At 69.8% G+C, this 24,700-nt stretch carries 20 protein-coding genes; 13 read left to right on the top strand and 7 right to left on the bottom strand.

The window, feature by feature from the left end; translation table 11 throughout:
* Positions 1–4: 4 nt before the first annotated feature.
* From ABMQ42_RS08725 to ABMQ42_RS08705, 5 genes are all read left to right on the top strand, one after another.
* Positions 5–748 (top strand): HAD family hydrolase, encoded by a 744-nt coding sequence (locus tag ABMQ42_RS08725; protein ID WP_349722565.1) that lies wholly within the window; start codon positions 5–7, stop codon positions 746–748.
* 36 nt (positions 749–784) lie between these two features.
* Complete coding sequence (locus ABMQ42_RS08720; protein ID WP_349722564.1) at positions 785–3,277, top strand: glycoside hydrolase family 65 protein; 2,493 nt, start codon at positions 785–787, stop codon at positions 3,275–3,277.
* 185 nt (positions 3,278–3,462) lie between these two features.
* The gene (locus ABMQ42_RS08715; protein WP_349722563.1) at positions 3,463–4,782 is read left to right on the top strand and encodes an ABC transporter substrate-binding protein; all 1,320 of its coding nucleotides are present in this window, start codon (positions 3,463–3,465) and stop codon (positions 4,780–4,782) included.
* Positions 4,783–4,854: 72 nt separating this feature from the next.
* Positions 4,855–5,787, top strand: a complete 933-nt coding sequence (locus tag ABMQ42_RS08710) for a carbohydrate ABC transporter permease (protein ID WP_349722562.1) — start codon at positions 4,855–4,857, stop codon at positions 5,785–5,787.
* Between the two features lie 3 nt (positions 5,788–5,790).
* Positions 5,791–6,723 carry a carbohydrate ABC transporter permease gene (locus ABMQ42_RS08705; RefSeq protein ID WP_349722561.1) on the top strand — a complete coding sequence of 311 codons (933 nt, stop codon included), beginning with the start codon at positions 5,791–5,793 and terminating at the stop codon, positions 6,721–6,723.
* A gap of 14 nt (positions 6,724–6,737) precedes the next feature.
* Here the strand turns inward: ABMQ42_RS08705 and ABMQ42_RS08700 are convergent, their stop codons facing one another.
* From ABMQ42_RS08700 to ABMQ42_RS08675, 6 genes are all read right to left on the bottom strand, one after another.
* Positions 6,738–7,523, bottom strand: a complete 786-nt coding sequence (locus ABMQ42_RS08700) for a DeoR/GlpR family DNA-binding transcription regulator (protein ID WP_349722560.1) — start codon at positions 7,521–7,523, stop codon at positions 6,738–6,740.
* Positions 7,524–7,583: 60 nt separating this feature from the next.
* Positions 7,584–8,411 carry a class II fructose-bisphosphate aldolase gene (locus ABMQ42_RS08695; protein WP_349722559.1) on the bottom strand — a complete coding sequence of 276 codons (828 nt, stop codon included), beginning with the start codon at positions 8,409–8,411 and terminating at the stop codon, positions 7,584–7,586.
* Between the two features lie 15 nt (positions 8,412–8,426).
* The gene (locus ABMQ42_RS08690; protein ID WP_349722558.1) at positions 8,427–9,344 is read right to left on the bottom strand and encodes a 1-phosphofructokinase family hexose kinase; all 918 of its coding nucleotides are present in this window, start codon (positions 9,342–9,344) and stop codon (positions 8,427–8,429) included.
* A complete protein-coding gene (locus ABMQ42_RS08685; protein WP_349722557.1) occupies positions 9,341–10,270 on the bottom strand; it encodes an ROK family protein in 930 nt (309 codons plus the stop codon). The genes ABMQ42_RS08690 and ABMQ42_RS08685 overlap by 4 nt, the downstream gene beginning before the upstream one ends.
* A 2-nt stretch (positions 10,271–10,272) precedes the next feature.
* Complete coding sequence (locus ABMQ42_RS08680) at positions 10,273–11,151, bottom strand: SIS domain-containing protein (protein ID WP_349722556.1); 879 nt, start codon at positions 11,149–11,151, stop codon at positions 10,273–10,275.
* Between the two features lie 90 nt (positions 11,152–11,241).
* Positions 11,242–13,005 carry a glycoside hydrolase family 35 protein gene (locus tag ABMQ42_RS08675; RefSeq protein ID WP_349722555.1) on the bottom strand — a complete coding sequence of 588 codons (1,764 nt, stop codon included), beginning with the start codon at positions 13,003–13,005 and terminating at the stop codon, positions 11,242–11,244.
* A 123-nt stretch (positions 13,006–13,128) separates the two neighbouring features.
* Here ABMQ42_RS08675 and ABMQ42_RS08670 point away from each other — a divergent pair, with 123 nt between their 5' ends.
* A complete protein-coding gene (locus ABMQ42_RS08670; protein ID WP_349722554.1) occupies positions 13,129–15,333 on the top strand; it encodes a DNA polymerase III subunit gamma and tau in 2,205 nt (734 codons plus the stop codon).
* Positions 15,334–15,336: 3 nt separating this feature from the next.
* Entirely contained in the window at positions 15,337–15,930 is a 594-nt protein-coding gene (gene recR / locus ABMQ42_RS08665; protein ID WP_349722553.1) for a recombination mediator RecR, read from the top strand.
* Positions 15,931–15,966: 36 nt separating this feature from the next.
* Here recR and ABMQ42_RS08660 read toward each other — a convergent pair whose 3' ends face one another.
* On the bottom strand, positions 15,967–17,049 hold the full coding sequence (locus tag ABMQ42_RS08660) for a DNA glycosylase AlkZ-like family protein (protein WP_349722552.1): 1,083 nt from the start codon (positions 17,047–17,049) through the stop codon (positions 15,967–15,969).
* A gap of 69 nt (positions 17,050–17,118) precedes the next feature.
* Here ABMQ42_RS08660 and ABMQ42_RS08655 point away from each other — a divergent pair, with 69 nt between their 5' ends.
* The 6 genes from ABMQ42_RS08655 (at position 17,119) to ABMQ42_RS08630 (ending at position 24,660) form a co-directional block, all read left to right on the top strand.
* The gene (locus tag ABMQ42_RS08655; protein WP_349722551.1) at positions 17,119–18,051 is read left to right on the top strand and encodes a DMT family transporter; all 933 of its coding nucleotides are present in this window, start codon (positions 17,119–17,121) and stop codon (positions 18,049–18,051) included.
* Positions 18,052–18,106: 55 nt separating this feature from the next.
* Positions 18,107–19,408 carry an aspartate kinase gene (locus tag ABMQ42_RS08650; RefSeq protein WP_349722550.1) on the top strand — a complete coding sequence of 434 codons (1,302 nt, stop codon included), beginning with the start codon at positions 18,107–18,109 and terminating at the stop codon, positions 19,406–19,408.
* A gap of 233 nt (positions 19,409–19,641) precedes the next feature.
* A complete protein-coding gene (locus ABMQ42_RS08645; protein ID WP_349722549.1) occupies positions 19,642–21,276 on the top strand; it encodes a collagen-binding domain-containing protein in 1,635 nt (544 codons plus the stop codon).
* Between the two features lie 149 nt (positions 21,277–21,425).
* Complete coding sequence (locus tag ABMQ42_RS08640; protein WP_349722548.1) at positions 21,426–22,493, top strand: aspartate-semialdehyde dehydrogenase; 1,068 nt, start codon at positions 21,426–21,428, stop codon at positions 22,491–22,493.
* A 51-nt stretch (positions 22,494–22,544) separates the two neighbouring features.
* Positions 22,545–24,005 (top strand): malate dehydrogenase (quinone), encoded by a 1,461-nt coding sequence (mqo, locus tag ABMQ42_RS08635; protein WP_349722547.1) that lies wholly within the window; start codon positions 22,545–22,547, stop codon positions 24,003–24,005.
* 19 nt (positions 24,006–24,024) lie between these two features.
* On the top strand, positions 24,025–24,660 hold the full coding sequence (locus tag ABMQ42_RS08630; protein ID WP_349722546.1) for a thymidine kinase: 636 nt from the start codon (positions 24,025–24,027) through the stop codon (positions 24,658–24,660).
* Positions 24,661–24,700 lie beyond the last annotated feature (40 nt).

Raw genomic sequence — 24,700 nt, 5'->3', positions numbered from 1 at the left:
CGACATGACCGACCGGATCGACCTGACCGCCTATGACGCGGTGCTGTTCGACCTCGACGGGGTGCTCACGCCCACCGCCGAGGTGCACATGCACGCCTGGCAGAGCCTGTTCGACGAGCTCTTCGCGAGTTGGAACGTCGGGCCGGCGTACACCGCGCGCGACTACTACGAGTACGTCGACGGCAAGAAGCGCTACGACGGGGTCGCCGCGGTGCTGCGCAGCCGATCGGTCGAGGTGCGCTGGGGTGATCCGTCCGACCCGCCCGAGGCCGACACCGTGTGCGGCATCGGCAACCGCAAGAACGCCTACTTCGAGGCGGCGCTGCGTGCCGACGGGATCGCCCCGTACCCCGGCTCGCTGCGCGTGCTCGACCTGCTGCGTGCGGCCGGCACGCCGGTGGCGGTGGTCTCGAGCTCGAAGAACGCCGAAGAGGTGCTGCGCACCGCCGGGATCCGCGATCGGTTCGGCGTCGTGGTCGACGGCGCGGTGGCCGAGCGCGAGGGTCTCGCCTCGAAACCGGCGCCCGACATGTTCGTGACGGCGGCACGGATGCTGCAGGTCGAGCCCGCGCGGGCGGCCGCCGTCGAAGACGCCCTGAGCGGGGTGCGCTCGGCTGCGGCCGGTGGTTTCGGGCTGGTGCTCGCGGTCGACCGGGGAGTGGGTGCGGAGGCGCTCTGGGCCGCCGGTGCCGACGCGGTCGTGGGCGATCTCGCCGAACTGGTCGAAACCGGGCCGCGCGGTTCCTAGACTCGTGGGGTCGTACTTTCTTCAGACAGGACCCGAATGATCAATCGCGACCGTTTTCCCGTCGACCCGTGGCGGCTGGTCGAGACCGACTTCGATCTCGACGACGCCGGGGTGACGGAGTCGCTGTTCGCCGTCGGCAACGGCTACCTCGGCATGCGCGGCAACCACCCCGAGGGGCGTCACGCGCACGAGCAGGGCACGTTCATCAACGGCTTCCACGAGACGTTCCCGATCCGGCACGCCGAGCAGGCGTACGGCTTCGCCGAGGTCGGACAGGCGATCATCAATGCGCCCGACGCGAAGGTCATGCGCGTATACGTCGACGACGAGCCGCTGACCTTCGGGCTGGCGGACGTGCGCGAGTACGAGCGCGTGCTCGACCTGCGCGACGGGGTGCTGCGGCGCAGCATCCTGTGGGTCACGCCCGCCGGCAAGCGCGTGCGCGTCGACTTCGAGCGGATGGTGTCGTTCGAGGAGCGCCACCTGGCCGTCATGACGGTGGACGTCACGGTCGAGAACGCCGACGCCCCGGTGACGATCAGCTGCCAGATCGTCAACCGGCAGGACGGCGAGGACGTCTACGGCGGCACGCCGATCGCCCCGCGCCGCGCCGGCTTCGACCCGCGCAAGTCCGAGCGGTTCGCCGAGCGCGTGCTGCTGCCCGAGCAGTACTGGCAGGACAAGCTGCGCTCGGTGCTCAGCTACACCGTCTCTCACTCGCGGATGACGCTGGCGGTCGCCGCCGACCACACGATCGAGACGGAGAACCCCTACACCGCGCGCACTCTGGTCGAGCCCGACATCGCGAAGAACGTGTTCCGCGTGCAGGCGAAGGCCGGCGTCCCGATCCGCGTCGTCAAGCACGTCAGCTACCACACCTCGGCCACCGGCGTCCCCGCCGGCGAGCTCGTCGACCGCTGCCGGCGCACCCTCGACCGTGCCGCGACCGTCGACCTCGCGACCGAGTTCGACCGTCAGCGCGCATGGCTGGACGGGTTCTGGGAGCGCTCGGACGTGCGCATCGGCGGGCGCGACGATCTGCAGCAGGCGGTGCGCTGGTGTCTGTTCCAGCTCGCGCAGGCGGCCGCGCGCTCCGATGAGCTCGGCGTTCCGGCAAAGGGCCTGACCGGATCGGGATACGGCGGGCACTACTTCTGGGACACCGAGATCTACATCCTGCCGTTCCTCGCGTACACGACGCCGCAGTGGGCGCTGAACGCCCTGCGCATGCGCTCGCTCATGCTGCCGGCGGCGCGCCGCCGTGCGCACCAGCTCACCGAGGCCGGCGCCCTGTACCCGTGGCGCACCATCAACGGCGAGGAGGCCTCGGCGTACTACGCCGCCGGCACCGCGCAGTACCACATCAACGCCGACATCTCCTTCGCCCTGGCCCGCTACGTGCGAGCGACCGGTGATGTCGAGTTCCTCTGGCGCGAGGGCGTCGACATCGTGGTGGAGACGGCGCGTCTGTGGGCGACCCTCGGCTTCTGGCGCTCGCACGACGGGGTCGAGGAGTTCCACATCCACGGCGTCACCGGCCCCGATGAGTACACCACCGTCGTCAACGACAACCTGTTCACGAACGTCATGGCGCGCTTCAACCTGCGCTTCGCGGCGCGCACCGTGCGCGCGATGGCCGAGCGCGACGGCGAGGTGTACCGGCGCATGCTCGCGCGGCTGAAGCTCGACCCCGCGGAGGCGGACGCCTGGGATCGCGCCGCCGAGGCGATGCACATCCCGTACAGCCCGCAGCTCGGCATCCACCCTCAGGACGAGGTGTTCCTCGAGAAGGAGGTCTGGGACCTCGAGAAGACGCCGCCGTCGCAGCGGCCGCTGCTGCTGCACTTCCACCCGCTGGTGATCTACCGCTACCAGGTGCTCAAGCAGGCCGATGTGGTGCTCGCGCTGTTCCTGCAGGGCAACCACTTCACGTCCGAGGAGAAGCTCGCCGACTTCGAGTACTACGACCCGCTGACCACGGGCGACTCGACGCTGTCCGCCGTCGTGCAGTCGGTGCTCGCCGCCGAGGTCGGCTACCAGTCGCTGGCGCACGACTACTTCGAGCACGCCCTGTTCGTCGACCTCGCCGATCTGCACCACAACACGTCGGACGGCGTGCATGTGGCCTCGGCCGGCGGCGTCTGGACGGCGCTCGTCTCGGGCTTCGGCGGGATGCGCGACTACGTCGGAGAGCTGACGTTCGACCCCCGGCTGCCCAAGGAGTGGGACGACCTCGAGTACGTCATCCATTGGAAGGGCACACCGGTGCGCGTGCGCCTGGAGCGGGAGCGGATGATCGTCAGCGCCGGCGACGGCGCGCCGGTGCCGTTCAGTGTGCGGGGAGACGCGTACACCGTCGAGCCGGGCGGGCGGGTCGTCGTCGAGCTCGCCGACCAGGGCCCCGACATCCCCGGCCGGCCGACACTGCGCGAGCTGATCGGCGAGCGTCGTCCCGATGGCACGCTCCTGTCGGCATCCGTGCCCACGACGCACACGACCACGATCCCGGTGATCGACCAGGCCGGCTGACCGACGTCCGCTTCGAAGACCCGTCCGGCGCGTGCGCCGGGCGGGTCTTTCGGCTGCCTGCGAGGGGTGGGCGCGGTTCCACGAAATAGTGATCGAAAGTGATTGTTAGGGCACTATACTGATCGCAACAGTTCACCCTTCGCGCACACTGTCCGCGCGATGACTGACCTCGAAGAGGAGTACACATGCCATCGAAGAAAGCAGCCGGGCGCGTCATCGCGCTCGTGGGCGTCGGTACGCTGGCCGTCGGCCTGAGCGCGTGCGCCGGAGGATCGAACGACGCGGGCGACGACGCCGCGTCGTCGGGACCGGTCACGATCACCTACATGCACCGTCTTCCCGACGGTGAGGGGATGACGCCGGTCGACGACATCGTCGCGAAATGGAACAAGGAGCACCCCGACATCCAGGTCAAGGCGACCAAGTTCGACGGCGCCGCGAGCGAGATGATCCTCAAGCTCGAGACCGACATCAAGGCCGGCTCCGGCCCCTGCCTGGCCCAGATCGGGTACAGCGAGGTTCCCGGCATGTACGTCAAGGGACTGCTGCAGGACGTCACGACCGAGGCCGGCAAATACGCCGACAACTACTCCGCCGGCGCCTTCGGCATGATGAAGGTCGGCGACAAGGTCGTCGGTCTGCCGCAGGACACCGGTCCCCTCGTCTACTTCTACAACGCGACCGCCTTCAAGAAGCTCGGCCTAACCGTCCCCACGACGATGGACGAGCTCGCCGCAGACGCCGCCACGGCGTCGAAGGACGGCAAGTACGTCGCCGCGTTCACGCCCGACGAGGCGCAGAACTGGCTGTCGGCGCAGGCCGCCGCCGCCGGCGACACCTGGTTCGGCGCGAGCGACGACAAATGGCAGGTGAACACGCAGGGCACCGGATCGCAGCAGGTCTCCGCGCTGTGGCAGGGCCTCATCGACGACAAGCAGGTGTTCGTCGGCGACCGCTGGGGCGACGCGTTCACCAAGGCGCTCACCGACGGCTCGCTGATCGGGCACGTCGGTGCCGCGTGGGAGGCGGGCTTCCTGCTCGACCCGCTCGACGGCACCGAGAGCGAAGGACAGTGGCGCGTCGCGCAGCTGCCGACGTTCGGCACTGACGCCATGACGGGCCCCGACGGCGGCTCCGGTGTGTCGGTCATGAAGGGCTGCGAGTACCCCGAGCAGGCCATGGAGTTCAACAACTGGTTCAACACGCAGGTCGATGACCTGACCTCGCAGGGCCTCGTCGTGGCGGCCAAGGGCACGCCGACGACCCCCACGAAGATGAAGAAGCAGTTCGGAGATCAGGACGTGCTCTCCGAGCTCGCGACGGCCACCCAGAACCTGAACCCCGACTTCCCTTACATGCCCGGGTTCTCGGCCCTGTCGACGATGAACGAGACGGCGGCGAAGGCGGGCAGCGGCGATGTGCCGGTGTCCGACATCTTCACGACCGCGCAGACGACGGCCGTGTCGACCATCAAGGACCTCGGCCTCCCCGTCGCGGGGAACTGACACCGCGTCCCGGCCGGCCGACCACGGCCGGCCGGGACGCCCCTGCGAACGTCTCGAGCGAGGAGAGCAACGATGACGACCGTGGCCACACGCCCCGGCACACGCCGCCGCGGACGCGGCATCAGACGCGAGGGCCTGCACGGCTGGCTGTTCATGGCCCCGTTCGCCGTGCTGTTCGTCGTCGTCTTCCTCATCCCGATCATCGTGTCGGTGCGCGAGGCGTTCTACTCCCAGGTGCCGTCGGGCGGCGGACTGTTCGGCGGGGGAGAGCTCGTCGACACATTTGTCGGGTTCGACAACCTCGTGACCGCGGCGACGAGCGGGGCATTCTGGCTCGGGATGGGGCGTGTGCTCGTGTACGCCGCGTTCCAGATCCCGGTCATGATCATCGTGGCGCTCGGGCTCGCGCTTCTGCTGGACTCGCTGCTGGTGCGCCGGGTCGCGTTCTTCCGCATGGCGTTCTTCCTGCCGTACGCGATTCCGGGCGTGATCGCGGCGATGATGTGGCTGTACCTGTACACGCCCGAGGTCTCGCCGTTCATGCAGTTCCTGCCCGCGGGCACCGACTTCATGGCCCCCGGCACGATCCTCGCGTCGATGGCGAACATGACGACCTGGACGTACACGGGCTACAACATGCTCATCTTCCTCGCGGCGCTGCAGGCCATTCCGCACGACCTCTACGAAGCCGCACGACTGGACGGGGCATCCGGCTGGCGCATCGCCACGCGCATCAAGGTCCCGCTCGTGCGCAACGCCGCGCTGCTGGCGGTGCTGCTGTCGATCATCGGCACGGTGCAGCTGTTCAACGAGCCGATGATCATGGAGTCCGCGAACTCCTGGATGGGCAAGGCCTACACACCGATGATGCTTACCTACAACTCGCTGATGGGCCAGGTCTCGCCGTCCGGCAACGGCCCGGCGTCGGCGTTCTCCCTCCTGATGGCCGTGGTCGCCGGTGCGATGGCCGTCATCTACGCACTCGTGCAGCGACGGAAGGCTTGACTGATGGCACAGCTGGCCCCCACCACCACCGCCACCTCATCCTCCGGCGTCGTGCGTCGTCGACGCCGTGTTCCGGCTGCCGACGAGCTGCCGCTGTCGATGGCACCGAAACCCGCACTGCGTGCCGTCGCCATCGTCGTGCTGGTCATCGCCTGCCTGTACTTCCTGGTGCCGGTGTACTGGCTCGTCGTCGCCTCGACGAAGAGCAACGCCGATTTGAGCACCACGTTCGGGTTCTGGTTCTCCGGGAAGAACAGCCTGATCGACAATTACAACAGCCTGATGAGCTGGACGCAGGGGCTGTTCTGGCGCTGGGTGGGCAACTCGCTGCTGTACTCGACCGTTGCGGGCGTGCTCGGCACGCTCTTCAGCGTCATGGCCGGCTACGCCATCGCCAAGTTCGCCTTCCCCGGCAAGAAGATCGCCGTGGGCGTCATCATGGGAGGCCTCCTCCTGCCGGTCGCGCTGCTGACCGTGCCGCTGTACCTCGAGTTCCACACCCTCGGGCTGGTCAACACGATCTGGGCGATCATCATCCCCTCGGCCGTCTCGCCGTTCGGGGTGTTCCTCGGCATGGTCTATGCGCAGTCGTCGGTGCCCACCGAGCTCATCGAGGCCGCACGCATCGACGGCGCGAACGAGGCCCGGATCTTCTTCACCATCGTGCTGCGGCTGCTGGCGCCGGCGATGGTGACGATCTTCCTGTTCATCTTCGTGGCGACGTGGAACAACTTCCTGCTGCCGCTTTTGATGGTCTCCTCCGCGGATCTGAAGCCGGTGACCCTCGGCCTGTACGGGATGATGTCGTACTTCGCACCGGTGAAGGGCGCCGTCATGCTCGGCGCGCTGTTGGGCGTGCTGCCGCTGGTCATCCTGTTCTTCGCTCTGCAGCGCTACTGGCGGGCCGGCATGGCCGCCGGTGCTGTGAAGGGCTGAGGCGGAGGAGTCGCTCAGGCCCGGATGAGCTCGATGCCCGCGTCGTGCACGGCGCGGGCATCGCCGTCGCCGATGCCGTCGTCGACGATGACGGCATCGACGGCGTCCAGGGGGCAGATGCGTGCGAACGCGGTGGTGGCGAACTTCGTGGCGTCGGCGAGCACGACGGTGCGGCGCGCGGCTGCGACGAGCGCGGCGTTGACGGACGCCTCGCCCTCGTGAGTCGTGAACAGTCCGCGGGACGTGTCGACGGCGGTCACACCGAGGAACAGCGTGTCGATGGTGATCTCGGGAAGGATGAGCCCGGTCAACGGCCCGATGAGCTCGTACGAGCGCGCGCGGGCGACGCCGCCGACGACGACGATGCGCAGCTGCGGACGCACGATGAGGTCGTTGGCGATGTTGACGGCGTTCGTCACGACGGTGGTCTCGGCACCCGCGAACGACTGATCGGCCGCGGCCCGCACGCCCACCTCATAGGCCGCCGCGGTGGTGGTCGTGCCGCCGTTGAAGGCGATGACCGACCCCGGCTCGACGAGCGAGGCGACCTTGCGGGCGATGGCGCTCTTCTCGTGCCAGCGCCGCGAGGTGCGCAGGCGCAGCGGCAGGTCGGCCGACGTCGGGTTGGAGCGGGCGCCGCCGCGGGTGCGCTCCACGAGCTGCTGCTCGGCGAGGGCGTCCAGGTCACGCCGGGCGGTGGGCCCGGACACGGCGAACTTCTCCATCACTTCTTCGACGTGCACCGTTCCCTGCGCGATGATGTAGTCGACCAGGTGGGAGAGCCTGTCTTCGCGATCCACGAAACCTCCTCGTGCGGTGGATGCCGCTGCACTCATGATGCCCGATGTCCGGTGCAGACGTCAGCCGGCCGCGATCACTTCGATCAGCCGTGCCGCCTCCGCGGCCATGGCGGTTCGGCCGGGGCCGACGTAGCGACGCAGGTCGACGATGCCGGCGTCGGCTTCCAGCACTCCGCGCACAGCACGCGTGAAGTGGCCGTTGAGGTGCGTCGACACGTTGACCTTGACGATGCCCGCGTCGATCGCCTCACGCAGGTGCAGGTCGGCCACGCCGGAAGAGCCGTGCAGCACGAGCGGGACGTCGACGGCGTCGCGCAGCCGCGTGATGAGGTCGAGGTCGAGGCGGGTCGTGCGGTCGGTGCGCGCATGCGTCGAACCGACCGCGACGGCCAGAGCGTCGATGTCCGTGGCCGAGACGAACGCGGCCGCTTCGGCGGGGTCGGTGCGCACGCCGGGGGCGTGGGCGCCGTCCTTACCACCGATCTCGCCGAGCTCCGCCTCGATCATCGCGCCGGCCGCGTGCGCATGCGACGCCACCTCGCGGGTGACCCGCACGTTCTCCTCGTACGGCAGCGCGGCGCCGTCGAACATGACCGAGCCGAAGCCCAGATCGACGGCACGACGGGCCAGATCGGCGTCCTCCGCATGGTCGAGGTGCAGTGCCAGCCGGGCGGAGGATGCCTCGGCAAGGGCCCGCGTCGCCTCGGCGAGCGGGGCCAGCGCGCCGTGGAAGCGCACGCAGTTCTCCGAGATCTGCAGGATGAGGGGACGTCCGGCCTGCTCGGCCGCGTGCACCAGGGCCTCCGCGGTCTCGAGGGTGACGACGTTGAACGCGGCGGCGCCGGTCTCGGCCTCGTCGAGGATCTGCGCGGTGGGGACGAGAGGCATGGGTCTCCGTTCGGGTCAGACGGCGGAGACCCGCACGTGGCGCGCGAGCTCGTCGTGGGTGTCGTCGAGGGTGCCGGCCAGCGGAGCGCGCACGGCCGCGGCCGACCAGGCGACGGCGCGGCGCACGAGCGCGGACAGGTCGTCGCGGGCCAGGCCATCGTCGATCCAGGCCGAGAGCGCGGCGACGACGGCGTCACCCGCGCCGGTGGGGTTGCCCTGCACAGGCTCGGGCAGGCCGCCGTGCAGGGCGTCGCCCGAGCGGGGCACGGCGACCAGGCCGTCCTCGCCGAGCGAGACGACGACCAGCCCGGCGCCGAGGTGCTGCAGCGCACGGGCACCGGTGAGGGGATCGTCCGTGCCGACCGTCGCGCACAGCTCGTCGCGGTTGGGCTTGACGACGTCGGCGCCCGCAGATGCTGCCGTGCGCAGGGCGTCGCCGGTGAGATCGGCGATCACCGGGATGCCAGCGGCCCGGCCCGCTTCGACCAGGTGCGTGACGGCATCGGCGGGGGCGTCCGGCGGCAGCGAGCCCGAGACGGTGAGGCAGGATGCGTGGCGGCAGGCCGTGCGTACGGCGTCGTGCAGCAGCATCCACTCGTCGGCGCTGCGGGCGGTGCCGCGCTCGTTGACCTGGCTCGTCCGCGAATGGGCGATGTCGACCAGGGCGTAGGTGTGGCGGGTGGGCGCGAGGCACGGTGTCAGGTGCACGTCGACGCCGGGCAGGTCGTCGGCGAACCAGGCGGCCTCGTCGGCGCCGACGAGCCCCAGCGCGACCACGGCGCGGCCCGTCTGCGCGAGCACACGGGCGACGTTCAGTCCCTTGCCGCCCGCTCGCCGCCGGGAACCGTGAGCGGGCGTGGTGCCGCCGACGTCGAGCGGGTCGATGTCGATCGTGATGTCGACGGCCGGATTCGGGGTGACGGTCGCGATCACGCCGGTGCTCCGATGGCCTCGCGGGCGCGCAGGGCCGCGCCGACGACGCCCGCGTCGCCCCCCAGGCGCGCCAGGACGACGGGGGTGCGACGCACAGGGAAGAGAGCATCGAGTCGCTCCTGCAGCGGCGCACGCAGCGCCTCGCCCGCGCCGGAGAGCCCGCCGCCGACGACGACCGCCTGCGGGGCGAGGAGCGCGCACGCGTGCGAGAGCCCGAGCGCGAGGGCGTCGAGGGCGTCCTCCCACACGGCACGGGCGACGGCGTCGACCTCCACGCGTGCGAGGACGTCGCGGGCCCCGGCCACGGGGGTCCCGGTCTCGCGGCTGTAGCGGCGCGCGATGGCGGCGGCCGATGCGGTGGCCTCCAGACACCCGCGGTTGCCGCAGGCGCAGGCTTCGCCGCCGGGCCGGACCACGGCGTGGCCGAGCTCTCCGGCGTAACCGCCCCGCACGAGCAGGGTGCCGTCGACGATGAGGCCCGCGGCGATTCCGGTGCCGATCGTGACGACCAGGGCATCCGTGAGACCGAGGGCGGCACCCACCCGTGCTTCGGCCAGGGTGGCCGACCGCACATCGTGGACGATCGTGACCGGCAGCCCGAGCCGCTCGCGGGCGAGATCACGGAACGGCACGTTCGCCCATCGCAGGTTCTCGGAGTCGACGGCGATACCGGCCTCGTCATCGACGACGCCGGGCAGGGCGACGCCGACGGCGGCAGGGGTGGCTCCGCCTGCGCGCAGGAGCGCGGCCGTGTCGGCGAGCACGTCCAGTAGCTCGTCAGCCAGGCGCGGCGACGGCGCCGGTGTGGCCGCGCGCAGCACCGGACCCACCTCGCCCGCCGCGTCGACCGAGGTCGCCTTGACGTCCGTGCCGCCGATGTCGAACGCGAGCACCGGTGCGCCGGCGCGCAGCAGCGGGGCGGCCATCGTCAGCCTTCGAGGATGACCGAGCGGGTCAGCGAACGGGGACGGTCGGGGTCCAGTCCACGTGCCTTCGCGAGACCCACGGCGAACCGCTGGGCGACGATGAGCGCCGCGAGCGGGTCGATGTCATGGTGCACGAGCGTCGCGCCGGTCGCGGCGACGTCGTCGGCGAGTCCCTCCGGCACCTCGCCGAGGGCCCACACATTGCGACCCGGCTGCGCGATGGCGAGCGGGCCGTGTCGGTAGTCCATCGCGGGGTACGACTCCGACCAGTACTGCGCTGCCTCGCGCGTCTTCAGCGCCGCCTCGGCGGCCAGCCCCACGGTCCAACCACGGCCGAGGAATGTCGTCTGCGCGGCGTTCAGCAGCTCGTCGATGTTGATCCGCAGTGCGCGCTCGGCGTCACCAGCGGCGGCCTCGATGTCATGGCCGAGGTGCGCGCGCAGCAGCGCGAGCGCCGTGGTTGCGAACCGGGTCTGCACGACCGACTGCTCATCGGCGAACGGCAGGGCGACGGTGGATGTCGCGGCGGCGGCGGCCGGCGAGTCGGCGACGGCCGTCACCAGCAGGGTCGGCGACGTCGTGTGTGCCAGCAGATCGATGATCTCGGTGGTCGTGCCCGACCGGGAGATGGCCACGACGAGGTCGTAGGAGCGTTCTGCGGGGAACTCCGATCCGGCGAAGGCGTCGGTCTCGCCCTGACCCGCCTGCTCACGCAGCACGGCGTACGACTGTGCCATGAACCAGCTCGTGCCGCATCCGACGACCGCCACGCGCGCGCCGACGGCGGGAAGGAGCGCCGCCACCTCGGGCAGCAGTGCGGCGGCGCGGCGCCAGGCGTCAGGCTGACTCGCGGTCTCGACATCAACGAAGGGTTCGGTCATCGCTCGCTTCTCTCATGATCGCCAATGATTAATAGTGATTATACAAGGGATCTATTGATCATTAAACGTCAGACATCCGACCAGCGGAGATCAGAATTCCTCGATGTACTCCTCCTGCGGGCCGAGGACCGCGTGGTCGCCGAGCAGAACCTGTTCGCCGAGCCGCTCGAACTCGAGCAGGGTGACGGTGTTGAGGCCCGTCCGCAGCAGCGGCGCCGGCACATACAGGGTCTGCTGCGGGCCGATGCTCCAGTGCCGACCGAGGAGGAAGCCGTTGACCCAGACGAGAGAGCGTCCGCTGCCGGGCAGCGACAGGTGTGCGTCGGCGGCCTCGTCGAGCGTGAGCTCAGCGTGCGCGAATCGCGGGCCCGGGGCATCCACCTCCGCATCGTCGGTCGCGGCCGGCGCGCTCTCGCCGAGACGGTCCAGGGGGACCGGCGCGCATGCCCAGCGCTGCACCATGCGTCGCCCGTCGACGAGCACGGGGCCGAGGAGGCCCTTGTGCTCGCCGGTGCGGTGGCCGTAGTTGATGCGTCCGGCGACCTCCGCGAACACCGTGAGTCGCGAGGTGTGCCCGGTGCGCTCGACGTCGAACGAGCCCGCGCCGTCGACGGAACCGAGGAAGCACCCGTCCAGCCACACGTGGGCGCGGTCGCGCACGTCGTGCAGGCTGAGCCGCACGGGGCCGGCCGGCAGGCGCACGTCGGCGTCGAAGCGCGCCAGGTCGCTGTCGATGCCGAGCGCGTCGGTGGCACACGGCACCGTGACCGGCTGCGCCGCCCCGGTCCATCGCACGAGCGGCGCGCCCGCACGCAGCGGAGCGCTCGTCGGCGCGACGAAGCGCGGCGAGCCGCTGCGCACCGGCTCGGTGCGGCCGAAGACCTCGCGCAGGGCGAAGAACTTCTCGGTCAGGGTTCCGTCCTCCGCGATCGCGGCGTCGGAGTCATAGCTCGTGACGGTGGGGCGCAGCTCGCCGTCCACGTCGTTGGCTCCCGCCCACGTGCCGAAGTTCGTGCCCCCGTGCGCCATGTAGACGCTCACGCTGCCGCCGTCGGCGATGAGGCCGGCGAGCGTCTCGGCCGCGCTCTCCGCGCCGCGCACGTGGTGCGGGTGGCCCCAGTGGTCGAACCAGCCGTTCCAGAACTCGCCGCACACGAACGGCTCGCCGGGTCGACGTGCGGCATGGAAGGCGCGCGCGTCCGCGGCGCGCGATCCGAGATTGAGCGCCATGAGGGCGCCGGGAAGTGCGCCGGCGTCGACCATCGCCTCCATCGGGCCGTCGGCCGTGTACAGCGCCTCGGTGATGCCGCGCTCGGTGAGCAGATCGCGCATGGCGGCCGGATAATCGGGATCGTCGCCGTAGCTGCCGAACTCGTTCTCGACCTGCACGGCCACGATCGGGCCTCCGTTGCCCGCCTGCAGCGGTGCCAGTCGCGGGATCAACTCGTCGAACCACGTCGCCACGGGGGCCAGGAACCGCGGATCCGTGCAGCGCAGCGGGATGCCGCGGCCGGTGAGCCATGTCGGCAGGCCGCCGTTGGCCCACTCCGCGCAGATGTACGGCCCGGGTCGGACGACCGCGGTCAGGCCCTCATCGTGGGCGATCTCGAGGAAGCGCGCGACGTCGCGCCAGTGTGCGAAGTCGGGGACGTCCCGCTCGCGCGGCTGGTGGAAGTTCCACGCGATATAGGTGTCGACGGTGTTCGCGCCCAGGTCGACGAGACGGCGCAGGCGGTCGCGCCATTGCGCGGGGTGCACGCGGAAGTAGTGCATCGACCCCGCCAGCATCTGCCAGGGAGCGCCCCCGCGCAGCAGGCGGCCGTCGGGCCAGGTGAGGGCGGGCGACTCGGTCATGGTGCTCCTTCGGGCGGCGAACTGGTGTGATCAATTGTGACGCAAAGGCCGGTGTTTCGTTCAGTGTTGTTGTGTGGGAGAGAGCGCTGTCCTGATGTCGGGAGCACACCGTAGGCTGGAGCGGTGACCACAGCCCTGTACCGCCGCTACCGGCCCGAGACGTTCGCGGAGATGATCGGGCAGGCGCAGGTCACCGAGCCGCTGATGACCGCGCTGCGCGCCGACCGGGTGGGCCATGCCTATCTGTTCTCCGGCCCGCGCGGCTGCGGCAAGACGACCTCCGCCCGTATTCTGGCGCGCTGCCTGAACTGCGCCGAGGGCCCCACCGACACCCCGTGCGGGAAGTGCGAGAGCTGCATCGAGCTCGGTCGCGGCGGCGGGGGATCGCTCGACGTCGTCGAGATCGACGCTGCCTCGCACAACGGCGTCGACGATGCGCGCGATCTGCGCGAGCGTGCGGTGTTCGCCCCGGCGCGCGACCGGTTCAAGATCTTCATCCTTGACGAGGCGCACATGGTGACCCCGCAGGGGTTCAATGCGCTGCTGAAGCTGGTCGAAGAGCCTCCGGAGCACGTCAAGTTCATCTTCGCGACGACCGAGCCCGAGAAGGTCATCGGCACGATCCGCTCGCGCACGCACCACTACCCGTTCCGGCTGGTCGCGCCCGCGGCCATGCTCGAGTACGTGGAGCAGCTGTGCGCGCAAGAGGGCGTGCAGGTCGAGCAGGGCGTGCTGCCGCTGGTCGTGCGCGCGGGTGGCGGGTCGCCGCGTGACACGCTGTCGGTGCTCGACCAGCTCATCGCCGGTTCCGAAGGGTCGACCGTCACCTACGCACGTGCCGTCGCGCTCCTCGGCTACACGCCCGCGGAGCTGCTCGATGAGGTCGTGGACGCCTTTGCGGGGCAGGATGCCGCGTCCGCCTTCTCCGCTGTCGACCGCGTCGTGCAGACCGGGCAAGATCCGCGTCGGTTCGTCGACGACCTGCTCGAGCGGCTGCGCGACCTGATCGTGGTCGCGGCCACGGGCGAGGGCGCGGCCGCAGTGCTGCGCGGTGTTCCCGGCGACGAGCTGGCGCGCATGGCACAGCAGGCCGGCGGGTTCGGCGTCGAGAGGCTCTCGCGCACGGCCGACATCGTCGTGTCGGCGCTCGATGAGATGAGTGGTGCCACGTCGCCGCGCCTGCAGCTCGAACTCATGATCGCGCGCGTGCTCGCGCACGGTGGTGCGCCCGTTCAGGTCGCTGCGCCGGCTTCTCCGGTCGCCTCCGCGTCGGTCGCCGTTGCTGCGGCGCCGGTCGCGCCCGCGGTGCCGGTCGCTCCTGCTGCGGCGCCGGTCGCTCCTGCGACACCGGTCGTCGAGCGGGCACCGGAGCCGCCGGCCGCCCCGCCGGCGCGCGTCGAAACGACGCCCGAGGCCGCACCCGAGCCTCCGGTCGAGACGGCGCCCGAGCCTCAGGTCGAAACGACGCCCGTGCCTGCGCCCGAGCCGCCGATTGCGTCGGCACCAGAGCCCCCGATCGAGCGCGTGCCCGAGCCGCCTGCAGAACCGGCACCGACCGGCCCGGTCACCATCGACCGTGTGCAGGCGTCATGGCCCGACATCCTGCGGCACCTCGAAGGCGCGAGCCGCTCATCGTGGCTCGTGGCGACCACCGCTCAACCGGTGGCGTTCGCCGACGACGTCCTGACGCTGAACTTCATGAGCGCGGCCGATGTCGCGAAGTTCAAGAAGCTGCAGGCCGGTGCCGGGCCCAGCGAAGACCTGCGACAGGCCATCCAGGCGGTGCTCGGCGTGCGTGTCAAGTACATCGCCCGTCACGGCGGCGGTCAGCCCGGGCCGCGGCATCCCGCCCCCGGCGACGGCCCCGCGCCAGACGACGACCCCGACCCGGCGCGCCCGCCCGAGCAGGCGGCTTCGCCCGCGCGTGCCGCGGCGTCCGCATCCTCGGCGCCCGTCACCGACTGGGCGGTCGCCGCGATCCCGGCGGATCCCGAGCCGGCGCTGGGTGCCGGGCAGTTCGCCGTCGACGACGATCCGGAAGACGCGGCATCCACCGCCTCCCGCGTCTCGACGATCGCGCCGCCGCACGAGGGCGATGTGCTGCCGCGCGCCGAGGTGGCCGCGCCGTCGGCAGAACCCGATGACGACGCCGAGGCCGACCTCGACGTTCCGGAGGACGGTGTGCCCGTCGTGGCGGCCCCGATCGTGCCGACGACCAGCATCCGCGACGACGGCATCGAGCGTGTCGGTGAGGCGGTCGTCCGCCAGGTGCTCGGTGCGCGTTTCGTCCGCGAAGAGCCCTACGAGCAAGCGACGAGGTTCCACTAGCCCATGTACGACGGCATCGTCCAAGACCTGATCGATGAGTTCGGCCGCCTTCCGGGCATCGGGCCGAAGTCCGCGCAGCGCATCGCGTTCCACATCCTGCAGACGCCGGGCTTCGACGTGTCGAAGCTGTCGCAGCTGCTGGGCGAGGTGCGCGAGAAGGTGCGCTTCTGCGAGATCTGCGGCAACGTGTCCGAGCAGGATCGCTGCGCCATCTGCCGCGACCCGCGGCGCAACCAGACCCTGATCTGCGTTGTGGAAGACGCGAAAGACGTCGCGGCCATCGAGCGCACCCGCGAGTTCCGCGGCCTCTACCACGTGCTCGGCGGTGCGATCAGCCCGATCGCCGGCATCGGCCCCGACGACCTGCGCGTCGCGCAGCTCATGCAGCGGCTCGCCGACGGCACGGTGCAGGAGGTCATCCTCGCGACCAACCCCAACCTCGAGGGCGAGGCGACCGCCACCTATCTGTCGCGATTGCTGCACACCCTGCAGATCAGCGTGACGCGGCTCGCTTCGGGCCTGCCGGTGGGCGGCGACCTCGAGTACGCCGACGAGGTCACCCTCGGCCGCGCGTTCGAGGGGCGACGGTCGGTCTGAGAGTCCTCGGCCGAGTGCGCAGGACCGACGGCGTGCTCAGTCGAGCCCGAGGAGTCCCGCCCCGAGCCACTCGGCGAGTTCGTGGATCTCTGCGCGCACCATCTCCGTGTCGTCGTCATCGAAGGGCGCGGCTTCGTGCACCGCGGTCACGACGAGGTTCTCCTTCTTCTTGTCGAGAGCCGCATCGAGCAGTCCGACGAACCGGTCACCGACCAGAATCGGATGCGTGAAGTAGCCGTAGACGCGCTTCGCCTTGGGCGTGAACTGCTCGAGCTTGTAGTCGAAGTCGAAGAGCTCGAGGATGCGTGCACGGTCGAAGAGCATGCCGTCATAGGGGTTGAGGATCGCCGCACGGCCGCCCGGATCGAGATCCAGCGCAGCGAGCGCCTCGGGATCGACCCGCCACTTCCAGGTGCTGCCTTCGACCGTGACCGGTTCGCCCACATTCTTGATCCTCGAGGACGCGGTGTTGTACCGGGCGATCCCGAGGGCCCGCAGCCGCGAGCTCTCCAGGGCAAGCTCGGCTTCCTCCCGCGTGTACTCGGGCATGTCGGGCGGATGCACGCGCTCGGCGAGGTCCCAGACGCGCGTGCGACCCTGCCGTGCCGAGACGGCGACGAGCCCCTGCAGTTCGAGAGCCTCGAGCATGCGAGGCACCTGATTGGGCCCCGACCAGCCGCTGTCGCTGTTCGCGGCGACCTGGTGGGTGTCGTCGATCTGAGATGCCGGCAGGGGCCCATCTGAGCGAAGGCGCGCGAGTACGTCCTTGCTGAACTTCTGGTTCGCGTCGAACCACGCGCGGTAGCCCGGATACAGCAGCCCCTTCTCGCGAAGAACGGTCCGCAGATACGGCATCAGCGTCCCGGCGACGAAGGTGCCGTTGAACTCGAAGACGAGCCGGTCGCTCTCGACGGCCTTCTTGAGGTGCGCGGGTTCGTACTGCCATCCGATGCGCGACCAGAGCATCGTGTGCTCGCAGGGGGCGATGACCGCAGTGGGGTCGATCTTGAGACGCCCGATCGACTCGACGACTTCGACGACGTCGCCGGGCCGGTCGGCGTCGAGCATTGCGGCTCGCACCGCGATGCGCCGGGCCTCGTCACGCGCAAGTTCTCGCACGGCAGTCAGGGTACTCGCGGCATCCGACACGTGCGTTCGAACGTCGGAGGTCGGTGCGAGAATTCACGGGTGAGTGCGAAGGGATGGTGGCTGTTCGCCACCATGGCCGTCCTGTGGGGCGTGCCGTATCTGTTCATCAGCGAGGCGGTGACGTCTTTCTCCCCGGCGGCGGTCGTCAGCGGCCGCACGCTCGGCGGCGCGCTGATCCTGCTGCCGATCGCGCTGCACCGCAAGGCGCTCGGTCCGGCGCTGCGCCGCTGGCCGTGGGTGCTCGCGTTCGGCGCGATCGAGATGGGCGGGCCGTTCTTCCTGCTCAGCGACGCCGAGCGTACGATCCCCTCCGGGCTGACGGGCCTGCTCGTGTCGACCGTCCCGCTGTGGGCGACGGTGATCGGCTTCACGATCGGCACGCACCGCAGCGTCAGCCCACTGCGCATCGTCGGGCTGCTCGTGGGCTTCGGAGGTGTGGCGGTGATCGTCGCGGGGCAGGGGCTGGCGGTGACGGATGCCGCGTCCACCTTCGTCGCGGTGGGCGAGGTCCTGCTCACCGCGCTTCTGTACGCGATCGCCCCGTTCATCGTCGCGGCCAAGCTCAGCGACATCCCGTCCATCGGCCCGATCACCCTCGCGCTGATCGCCGTCGGACTGTTCTACCTGCCGTTCGCCGCGTTCACCACGCATGAGGCGCCCACGATGCGCAGCACGATCTCGCTGGCGGCGCTCGCACTGCTGTGCACCGCGGTGGCCTTCGTGGCGTTCTTCGCGCTGATCGCCGAGGTGGGGCCGGTCACCGCGCCGCTGTTCACCTACGTGAACCCGGTCGTGGCCATCGCACTCGGCATCGTCATCCTCGGCGAGCAGCTGTCGCCGTGGCTGCTGATCGGGTTCCCGCTCGTTCTAGCCGGATGCTGGCTGGCCGCGACCGGGGGCAGGATGCGTGCGCCGGCGACCCCTGTGCCGGCTGACGTCACACGCGTCGAGCCGCCGGTGGCTGGTCCGTAGAATGGGGTGTCGGGCGCGGCATCCGTGTCCCTGAACGCAGTCCGGGAGTTGGTTCGTGGCGCTCATCGTCCAGAAGTACGGCGGATCGTCCGTCGCCGATGCCGAAAGCATCAAGCGCGTGGCCAAGCGGATCGTGGATGCCCGCCGCGCCGGGCACGATGTGGTGGTTGCGGTCAGCGCGATGGGTGACACCACTGACGAGCTGCTCGACCTCGCCGCCGAGGTGGCGCCGATCCCCGCGCCGCGCGAGCTCGACATGCTGCTGTCCAGCGGCGAGCGCATCTCCATGGCGCTGCTGGCGATGGCCATCCACTCGATGGGGTTCGAAGCCCGCTCGTTCACCGGCAGCCAGGCCGGGATGATCACCGACGCGCATCATGGCGCCGCACGCATCGTCGACGTGACGCCGGTGCGACTGCGTGAGGCCCTCGACGAGGGCGCGATCGTCATCGTCGCCGGCTTCCAGGGCTTCAATCGCGACACGCGCGACATCACGACCCTCGGACGCGGCGGTTCCGACACGACCGCGGTCGCGCTCGCGGCGGCGCTCGAGGCGGACGTCTGCGAGATCTACAGCGACGTCGACGGCATCTTCACCGCCGATCCTCGCGTCATCCCCAAGGCGCGCAAGCTCGACGTCATCTCCAGCGAGGAGATGCTCGAGCTCGCCGCGAACGGGGCGAAGGTCCTTTATATCCGTGCGGTGGAATATGCGCGCCGGCACGGCGTGCTCATCCACGCGCGCTCCACCTTCAGCTCGGCCGAGGGCACGCTCGTCATCGACGAGGCCCGCCGTGAAGAGCTGTCCGCAATGTTCCCGCAGCTTCAGGGAGAGAACATGGAAGAGCCCGTCGTCGCCGGCGTCGCCACCGACCTCAGCCAGGCGAAGATCACGATCCTCGGCGTCCCCGACATCCCCGGCAAGGCCGCCGAGATCTTCAAGATCGTGGCGAAGTCGGGCGCGAACGTCGACATGATCGTGCAGAACATCTCCGCGGCCACCACCGGGCGCACCGACATCTCATTCACGCTGCCCAAGTCCGACGCGTCGCTTGCGCTGCGGTCGCTGGCCGCCGAACAGGACGAGGTCGGATTCGCGAGCCTCGTGCACGACGACCAGATCGGCAAGCTGTCGGTCGTCGGCGCCGGCATGCGCACGAATTCGGGCGTCTCCGCGACCCTGTTCGAGGCGCTGAGCGCCGCCGGCATCAACATCGAGATGATCTCGACCTCCGAGATCCGTATCTCGGTGGTGCTGCGCGGCGACGATCTCGCGGATGCCGCACGCGCGGTGCACACCGCGTTCGGCCTGGACGGCGACGTGGATGCCACGATCTACGCCGGCTCCGGCCGCTGACAGTCTGCATGTGAACCGCCGCTAGAGGATTCGTTCCGTCTTCCGCTCTCTGGTAGCCTGCCGGGAGCGCTCTCAGGGGGAGTGCGCGACGCCCTCGGCAACCCGATGCTCGATGGCGTACACCCGACGCAGCGCGCGCCGGAACCCGGTCGTGCCTCGGCGCCGAGCGGGCCATTCGGTGCGTGCGTCGACGACGTGGATGGCGCCCGCGCGCCCTCCAGGCTGGGGAGAACATGGAATCCGCATTCACGCGCGCCCGCACTTGGATCGCCATCGGCGCGGTGCTGATCACAACGGGAGCGGCACTGACCGCTTCGGCGATGGCGGCATCGGCCGCCGAGACCACGGACGACGGCACGACGTGCCTCGCCAACCCGATGGGCGGGTCGACGCCGATCGGCTCCGACAGCGGCTACACGCTCTACACGACCGGTGACACCGTGCTCGCGAACCTCGAGCTCGAGGGGACTCTCGCCGTCGGCGGCGACGCGACATTCGGCGTGAAGGACGGCATCTCGAACCTCCAGTACTCGATCTTCCACGGCGGGGTCGGTGGCAATGCGGACTACGATGTGCCGACGATCGACGAAGGTCCCAACCGGGTTCTCGTGAACCGCTTCACTCCCGACCCCGACATGGCCAAGGTCGTGGAGGTCAAGCGTGACGGCGGACAGGTCGACGCCGGGGCGAAGATCGTCGACCAGTCGGCACCGGCCGGGTACACCTTCCGTCAGGCGTTCGGCGGTGACGGGACGACCTTCTACCCGGCGGGCGGCGGCAACATGAGCTCGCAGCTCACCTCGCAGGTGCAACCGTGGAACGATGGGGCCGGTGCCACGACGTTCGCCACGGAAGAGAGCACCTTCGCGGCGTACTTCCCCGAAGACGAGGGGACTGCGCAGCTGGCGAAGGTGACCGCAGACGACGGGTGGAAGACGCCCACCGTCTCGCAGCCGAGCAACGACGCTCTCGTCACGCTCGACTCCAGCGGGCCGAACCTCCTCACGCTGGACGAGTTCCCGGCCTCCGCGAGCAAGTTCACGATGACCGGCTACTCGACGACGTCGCCGCTCGTGGTGAAGGTGTCGCCCTCCGATCTGGTCGACGGTGTGCTGACGCTCCCGGCCTACGGTGTGGCCGGCAAGGACGCGCCGGCCAACGCAGCCATCAGCTATCTGCTGTGGGATCTCAGCGACCTGAGCGGCGACGTGACGATCGTCTCGCGCGGTGAGCCGGTGCGCGGGTCGATCTACGCGCCGAACGCGCATGTGATCTTCCCCCGAGACGGTGGAGTGGAGTTCGAGGGGCAGCTGATCGCCGCCTCGTTCACGGCGCTCATGGATCGTGAGATCCACACCAACCTCTTCTACGGCGTGCTGCCCTGCGCCGACGCGCCCACGCCCACGGTGACGCCGACGGTCGAGCCGACGACGGATCCCACGACGGAGCCGACGGTCGAGCCGACCACGGATCCCACGACGGAGCCGACGGTCGAGCCGACCACTGACCCGACGACGGAGCCCACGACGGAGCCGACGGTCGAGCCGACCACGGATCCCACGACCGAGCCGACGACCGACCCGACGACGGAGCCCACGACCGACCCGACGGTCGAGCCGACCACGGATCCCACCACGGACCCGACGACCGACCCGACGACCGACCCGACGCAGTCCGCCGAACCGACCTCGAGCGCGACGACGGCACCGGTCGCCTCGGACGACGACGACGCGACGAGTGACAGCGAGCTCGCCGTCACGGGCGGCACGGTCCCGGTCGGTGCTGCCCTCACAGGCGGTCTGTTCGTGCTGGCCGGCGTGATCGCCCTGGTCATCGGCGGTCTGCGCCGGGTGCGCCGCAACGGCTGACGCACACCATCGGCGGCACCGGGCCCGCGCAACATGCGCGATCGCCCGGTGCCGCACGGGTAGAATCAGCGAAACCCCTGCGACGTCGCATCCCGGCGGGCGCGCGTGCGCCTCGCAGGAATCGACGCGCCCGTCATCGAGGATTCTGCATGACCCGCATCTCTGATTCAGGACTTTCCGTCGCCGTCGTCGGCGCCACCGGCCAGGTGGGCACCGTCATGCGCGAGATCCTCGCGGAGCGGTCCTTCCCGGTGCGTGAGCTGCGCCTGTTCGCCACGGCGCGCTCGGCCGGCCGCGCTGTCGAATTCGGCGGTCAGATCGTCGTCGTCGAAGACGTCGCCACCGCCGACCCCGCGGGGATCGACGTGGCGCTCTTCTCCGCCGGTGCCACCGGCAGTCGCGCGCACGCACCGCGCTTCGCCCAGGCGGGCGCGGTCGTGATCGACAACTCCAGCGCATGGCGCATGGACCCCGAGGTTCCGCTCGTCGTCAGCGAGGTCAACCCGCACGCGATCGACGAGGCGCACAAGGGCATCATCGCCAACCCGAACTGCACGACGATGGCCGCGATGCCGGTGTTGAAGGCGCTGGATGCCGCAGCCGGCCTCGAGCGACTCATCGTGAGCACGTACCAGGCGGTGTCGGGCTCGGGCCTGGCCGGTGCCGAAGAGCTGCTCGGCCAGGCGCAGGCCGCGGTCGCGCAGAACACGATCGGGCTCGTGCACGACGGGGGAGCGGTCGACTTCCCTGAGCCCGAGAAGTACATCGCCCCGATCGCGTTCGACGTCATCCCGTTCGCCGGTAACCTCGTCGACGACGGTGACAACGAGACCGACGAGGAGAAGAAGCTCCGCAACGAGAGCCGCAAGATCCTCGAGCTCCCCGACCTCAGGGTCGCGGGCACCTGCGTGCGCGTGCCGGTCTTCACCGGGCATTCGCTGTCGATCAACGTCGAATTCGCGCATGACATCACTCCCGAGCGGGCACGCGAGATCCTGGCATCCGCTCCCGGCGTCGTCCTGGACGAGGTGCCGACCCCGCTGCAGGCCGCGGGCAAGGATCCGAGCTTCGTCGGTCGTATCCGCGCAGACCAGTCCGCGCCCGAGGGCAAGGGCCTCGTGCTGTTCATCGCCAACGACAACCTGCGCAAGGGCGCGGCGCTGAACGCCGTGCAGATCGCCGAACTCGTCGCCGCGCGCATCGCCGCGGCGGCGTGACGCCGCTTCCCTGAACGGGCCACACCGCCGTGCCACGTAGACTGGAGAACCGTGACTGAAACCGTCGATGTTGTCCTGATCGGTGGGGGCATCATGAGTGCCACCCTGGGTGCCTTCCTCCACGAGCTGCAGCCCGATTGGAAGATCACCGCCATCGAGCGCCTCAGCGATGTCGCCGAGGAGAGCTCGAACGCGTTCAACAACGCCGGCACGGGTCACTCGGCGCTCTGCGAGCTCAACTACACGCCCGAGGCGGCCGACGGCCGCGTCGACATCAGCAAGGCGATCTCGATCAATGAGCAGTTCCAGCTCAGCCGCCAGTTCTGGTCGAGCCTCGTCGACAAGGGTGTGCTGAGCGCGCCCGACACGTTCATCAACCCCACTCCGCACATGACGTTCGTGCGCGGTGAGAAGAACGTGGGCTTCCTCAAGAAGCGCCACGAGCTGCTGCAGCAGCAGACGCTGTTCGCCGACATGGAGTACAGCGAAGACTCGCGCGTCATCAACCAGTGGGCGCCGCTGCTCATGGACAAGCGGCTGAAGGCCGACGAGCCGTTCGCCGCGACCCGGGTGACCGGGGGCACCGACGTCGACTTCGGCTCGCTGACCCGTCAGCTCTTCTCGCACCTGGCCGCGGCGGGTGTCGACGTGCGCACGAACACCGAGGTGCGGAACCTCAAGCGTCGCAAGGACGGCACCTGGCAGGTGAAGTACCGTCGCACGATCGGCCGTGCACCCGGGCGCATCAACGCGCGCTTCGTGTTCGTCGGCGCCGGCGGCTGGGCGCTCAAGCTCCTGCAGAAGTCGGGCATCCCCGAGATCAAGGGCTACGGCTGCTTCCCGATCGGCGGGCAGTGGCTGATGACGAGCGACCCGAAGATCGTCGCACAGCACCACGCGAAGGTGTACTCGAAGGCCACGGTGGGGGCTCCTCCCATGTCGGTGCCGCACCTCGACACGCGTGTGGTCGACGGCGAGGCATCCGTCCTCTTCGGTCCCTTCGCCACCTTCAGCCCGAAGTTCCTGAAGAACGGGTCGATGTGGGACATCGTCACCCAGGTCCGCTTCTCGAACCTGTTCAGCATGCTCAAGGTCGCGTTCACGAACTTCGACCTCATCCGCTATCTGTTCAGCGAGCTCGCGAAGAACCACCACCGCAAGGTCGACGATCTGCGTGAGCTGTTCCCCGGCGCCGAGGACGCTGACTGGAAGCTGCTGCAGGCCGGCCAGCGCGCCCAGGTCATGCACAAGGGCCAGCTGAAGTTCGGGACCGAGGTCGTCGCCCACTCCGACGGCTCCATCGCGGGGCTGCTCGGTGCATCGCCGGGTGCCTCGACCGCGGTGCCGATCATGCTCAACCTCATGAAGACCTGCTTCCCGCAGCAGTTCCCGTCGTGGGAGGGCAAGATCCGCGCGCTGATCCCGACCTACGGGCAGACGCTCAACGATCAGCCGGCATTGGCCGAGCAGACCATCGAGCGCACAGCGGCGGAGCTGAAGATCGGCGCGTAGGCGTCCGTAGACTCGTCCGGTGGCCAAACTCTACTTCCGCTACGGCGCGATGAACTCGGGCAAGTCCACCGCGCTCCTGCAGGCCGCGTACAACTACGAGGAGCGCGGCCAGCACGTGGTGCTGGCCAAGCCGGTGATCGACACGAAGGACGCCGACCGCGTCTCCAGCAGGCTGGGGATGAGCCGTCCCGTCGACGTCCTCATCCGTCCGGATGACGACGTGCGCGCGCTGTTCGCCGAGCATCGGGCGCGCGTGCAGCGCGATGCGTCGGCGCTGATCCCCGACGCATCGGTCGATGTCGCGTGCCTGCTCATCGACGAAGCGCAGTTCCTCACCCGCGAGCAGGTCGACGATCTGCTGCGCATCGTGGTGCTCGACCGCGTCCCGGTGCTCGCCTACGGCATCCGCACCGATTTCCAGACCCAGGCTTTTCCCGGGTCGCGACGGCTCCTCGAGCTCGCGCACACGCTGGAGGAGCTCAAGACCATCTGCCGCTGCGGGCGAAAGGCGCTCTTCAACGCGCGTCTGGTGGGCGGGCGGTTCGTCTTCGACGGCGATCAGGTCGCCATCGACGAGCTGTCGGCCGATCGGGTCACCTACGAGTCGATGTGTGCGGAGTGCTATCTGCGCGAGTCGGGCGGTCGTCTGGGCTAGGGCGGAGGCACCGCGCGTTTGGCGGTCTGACCACAGGGGA

This window comes from Microbacterium sp. KR10-403 (genome assembly GCF_040196215.1).
GTDB lineage: Bacteria > Actinomycetota > Actinomycetes > Actinomycetales > Microbacteriaceae > Microbacterium.
Note: the sequence above shows the minus strand (reverse complement) of the source record. Positions and strands in the feature narration are given on the sequence as shown.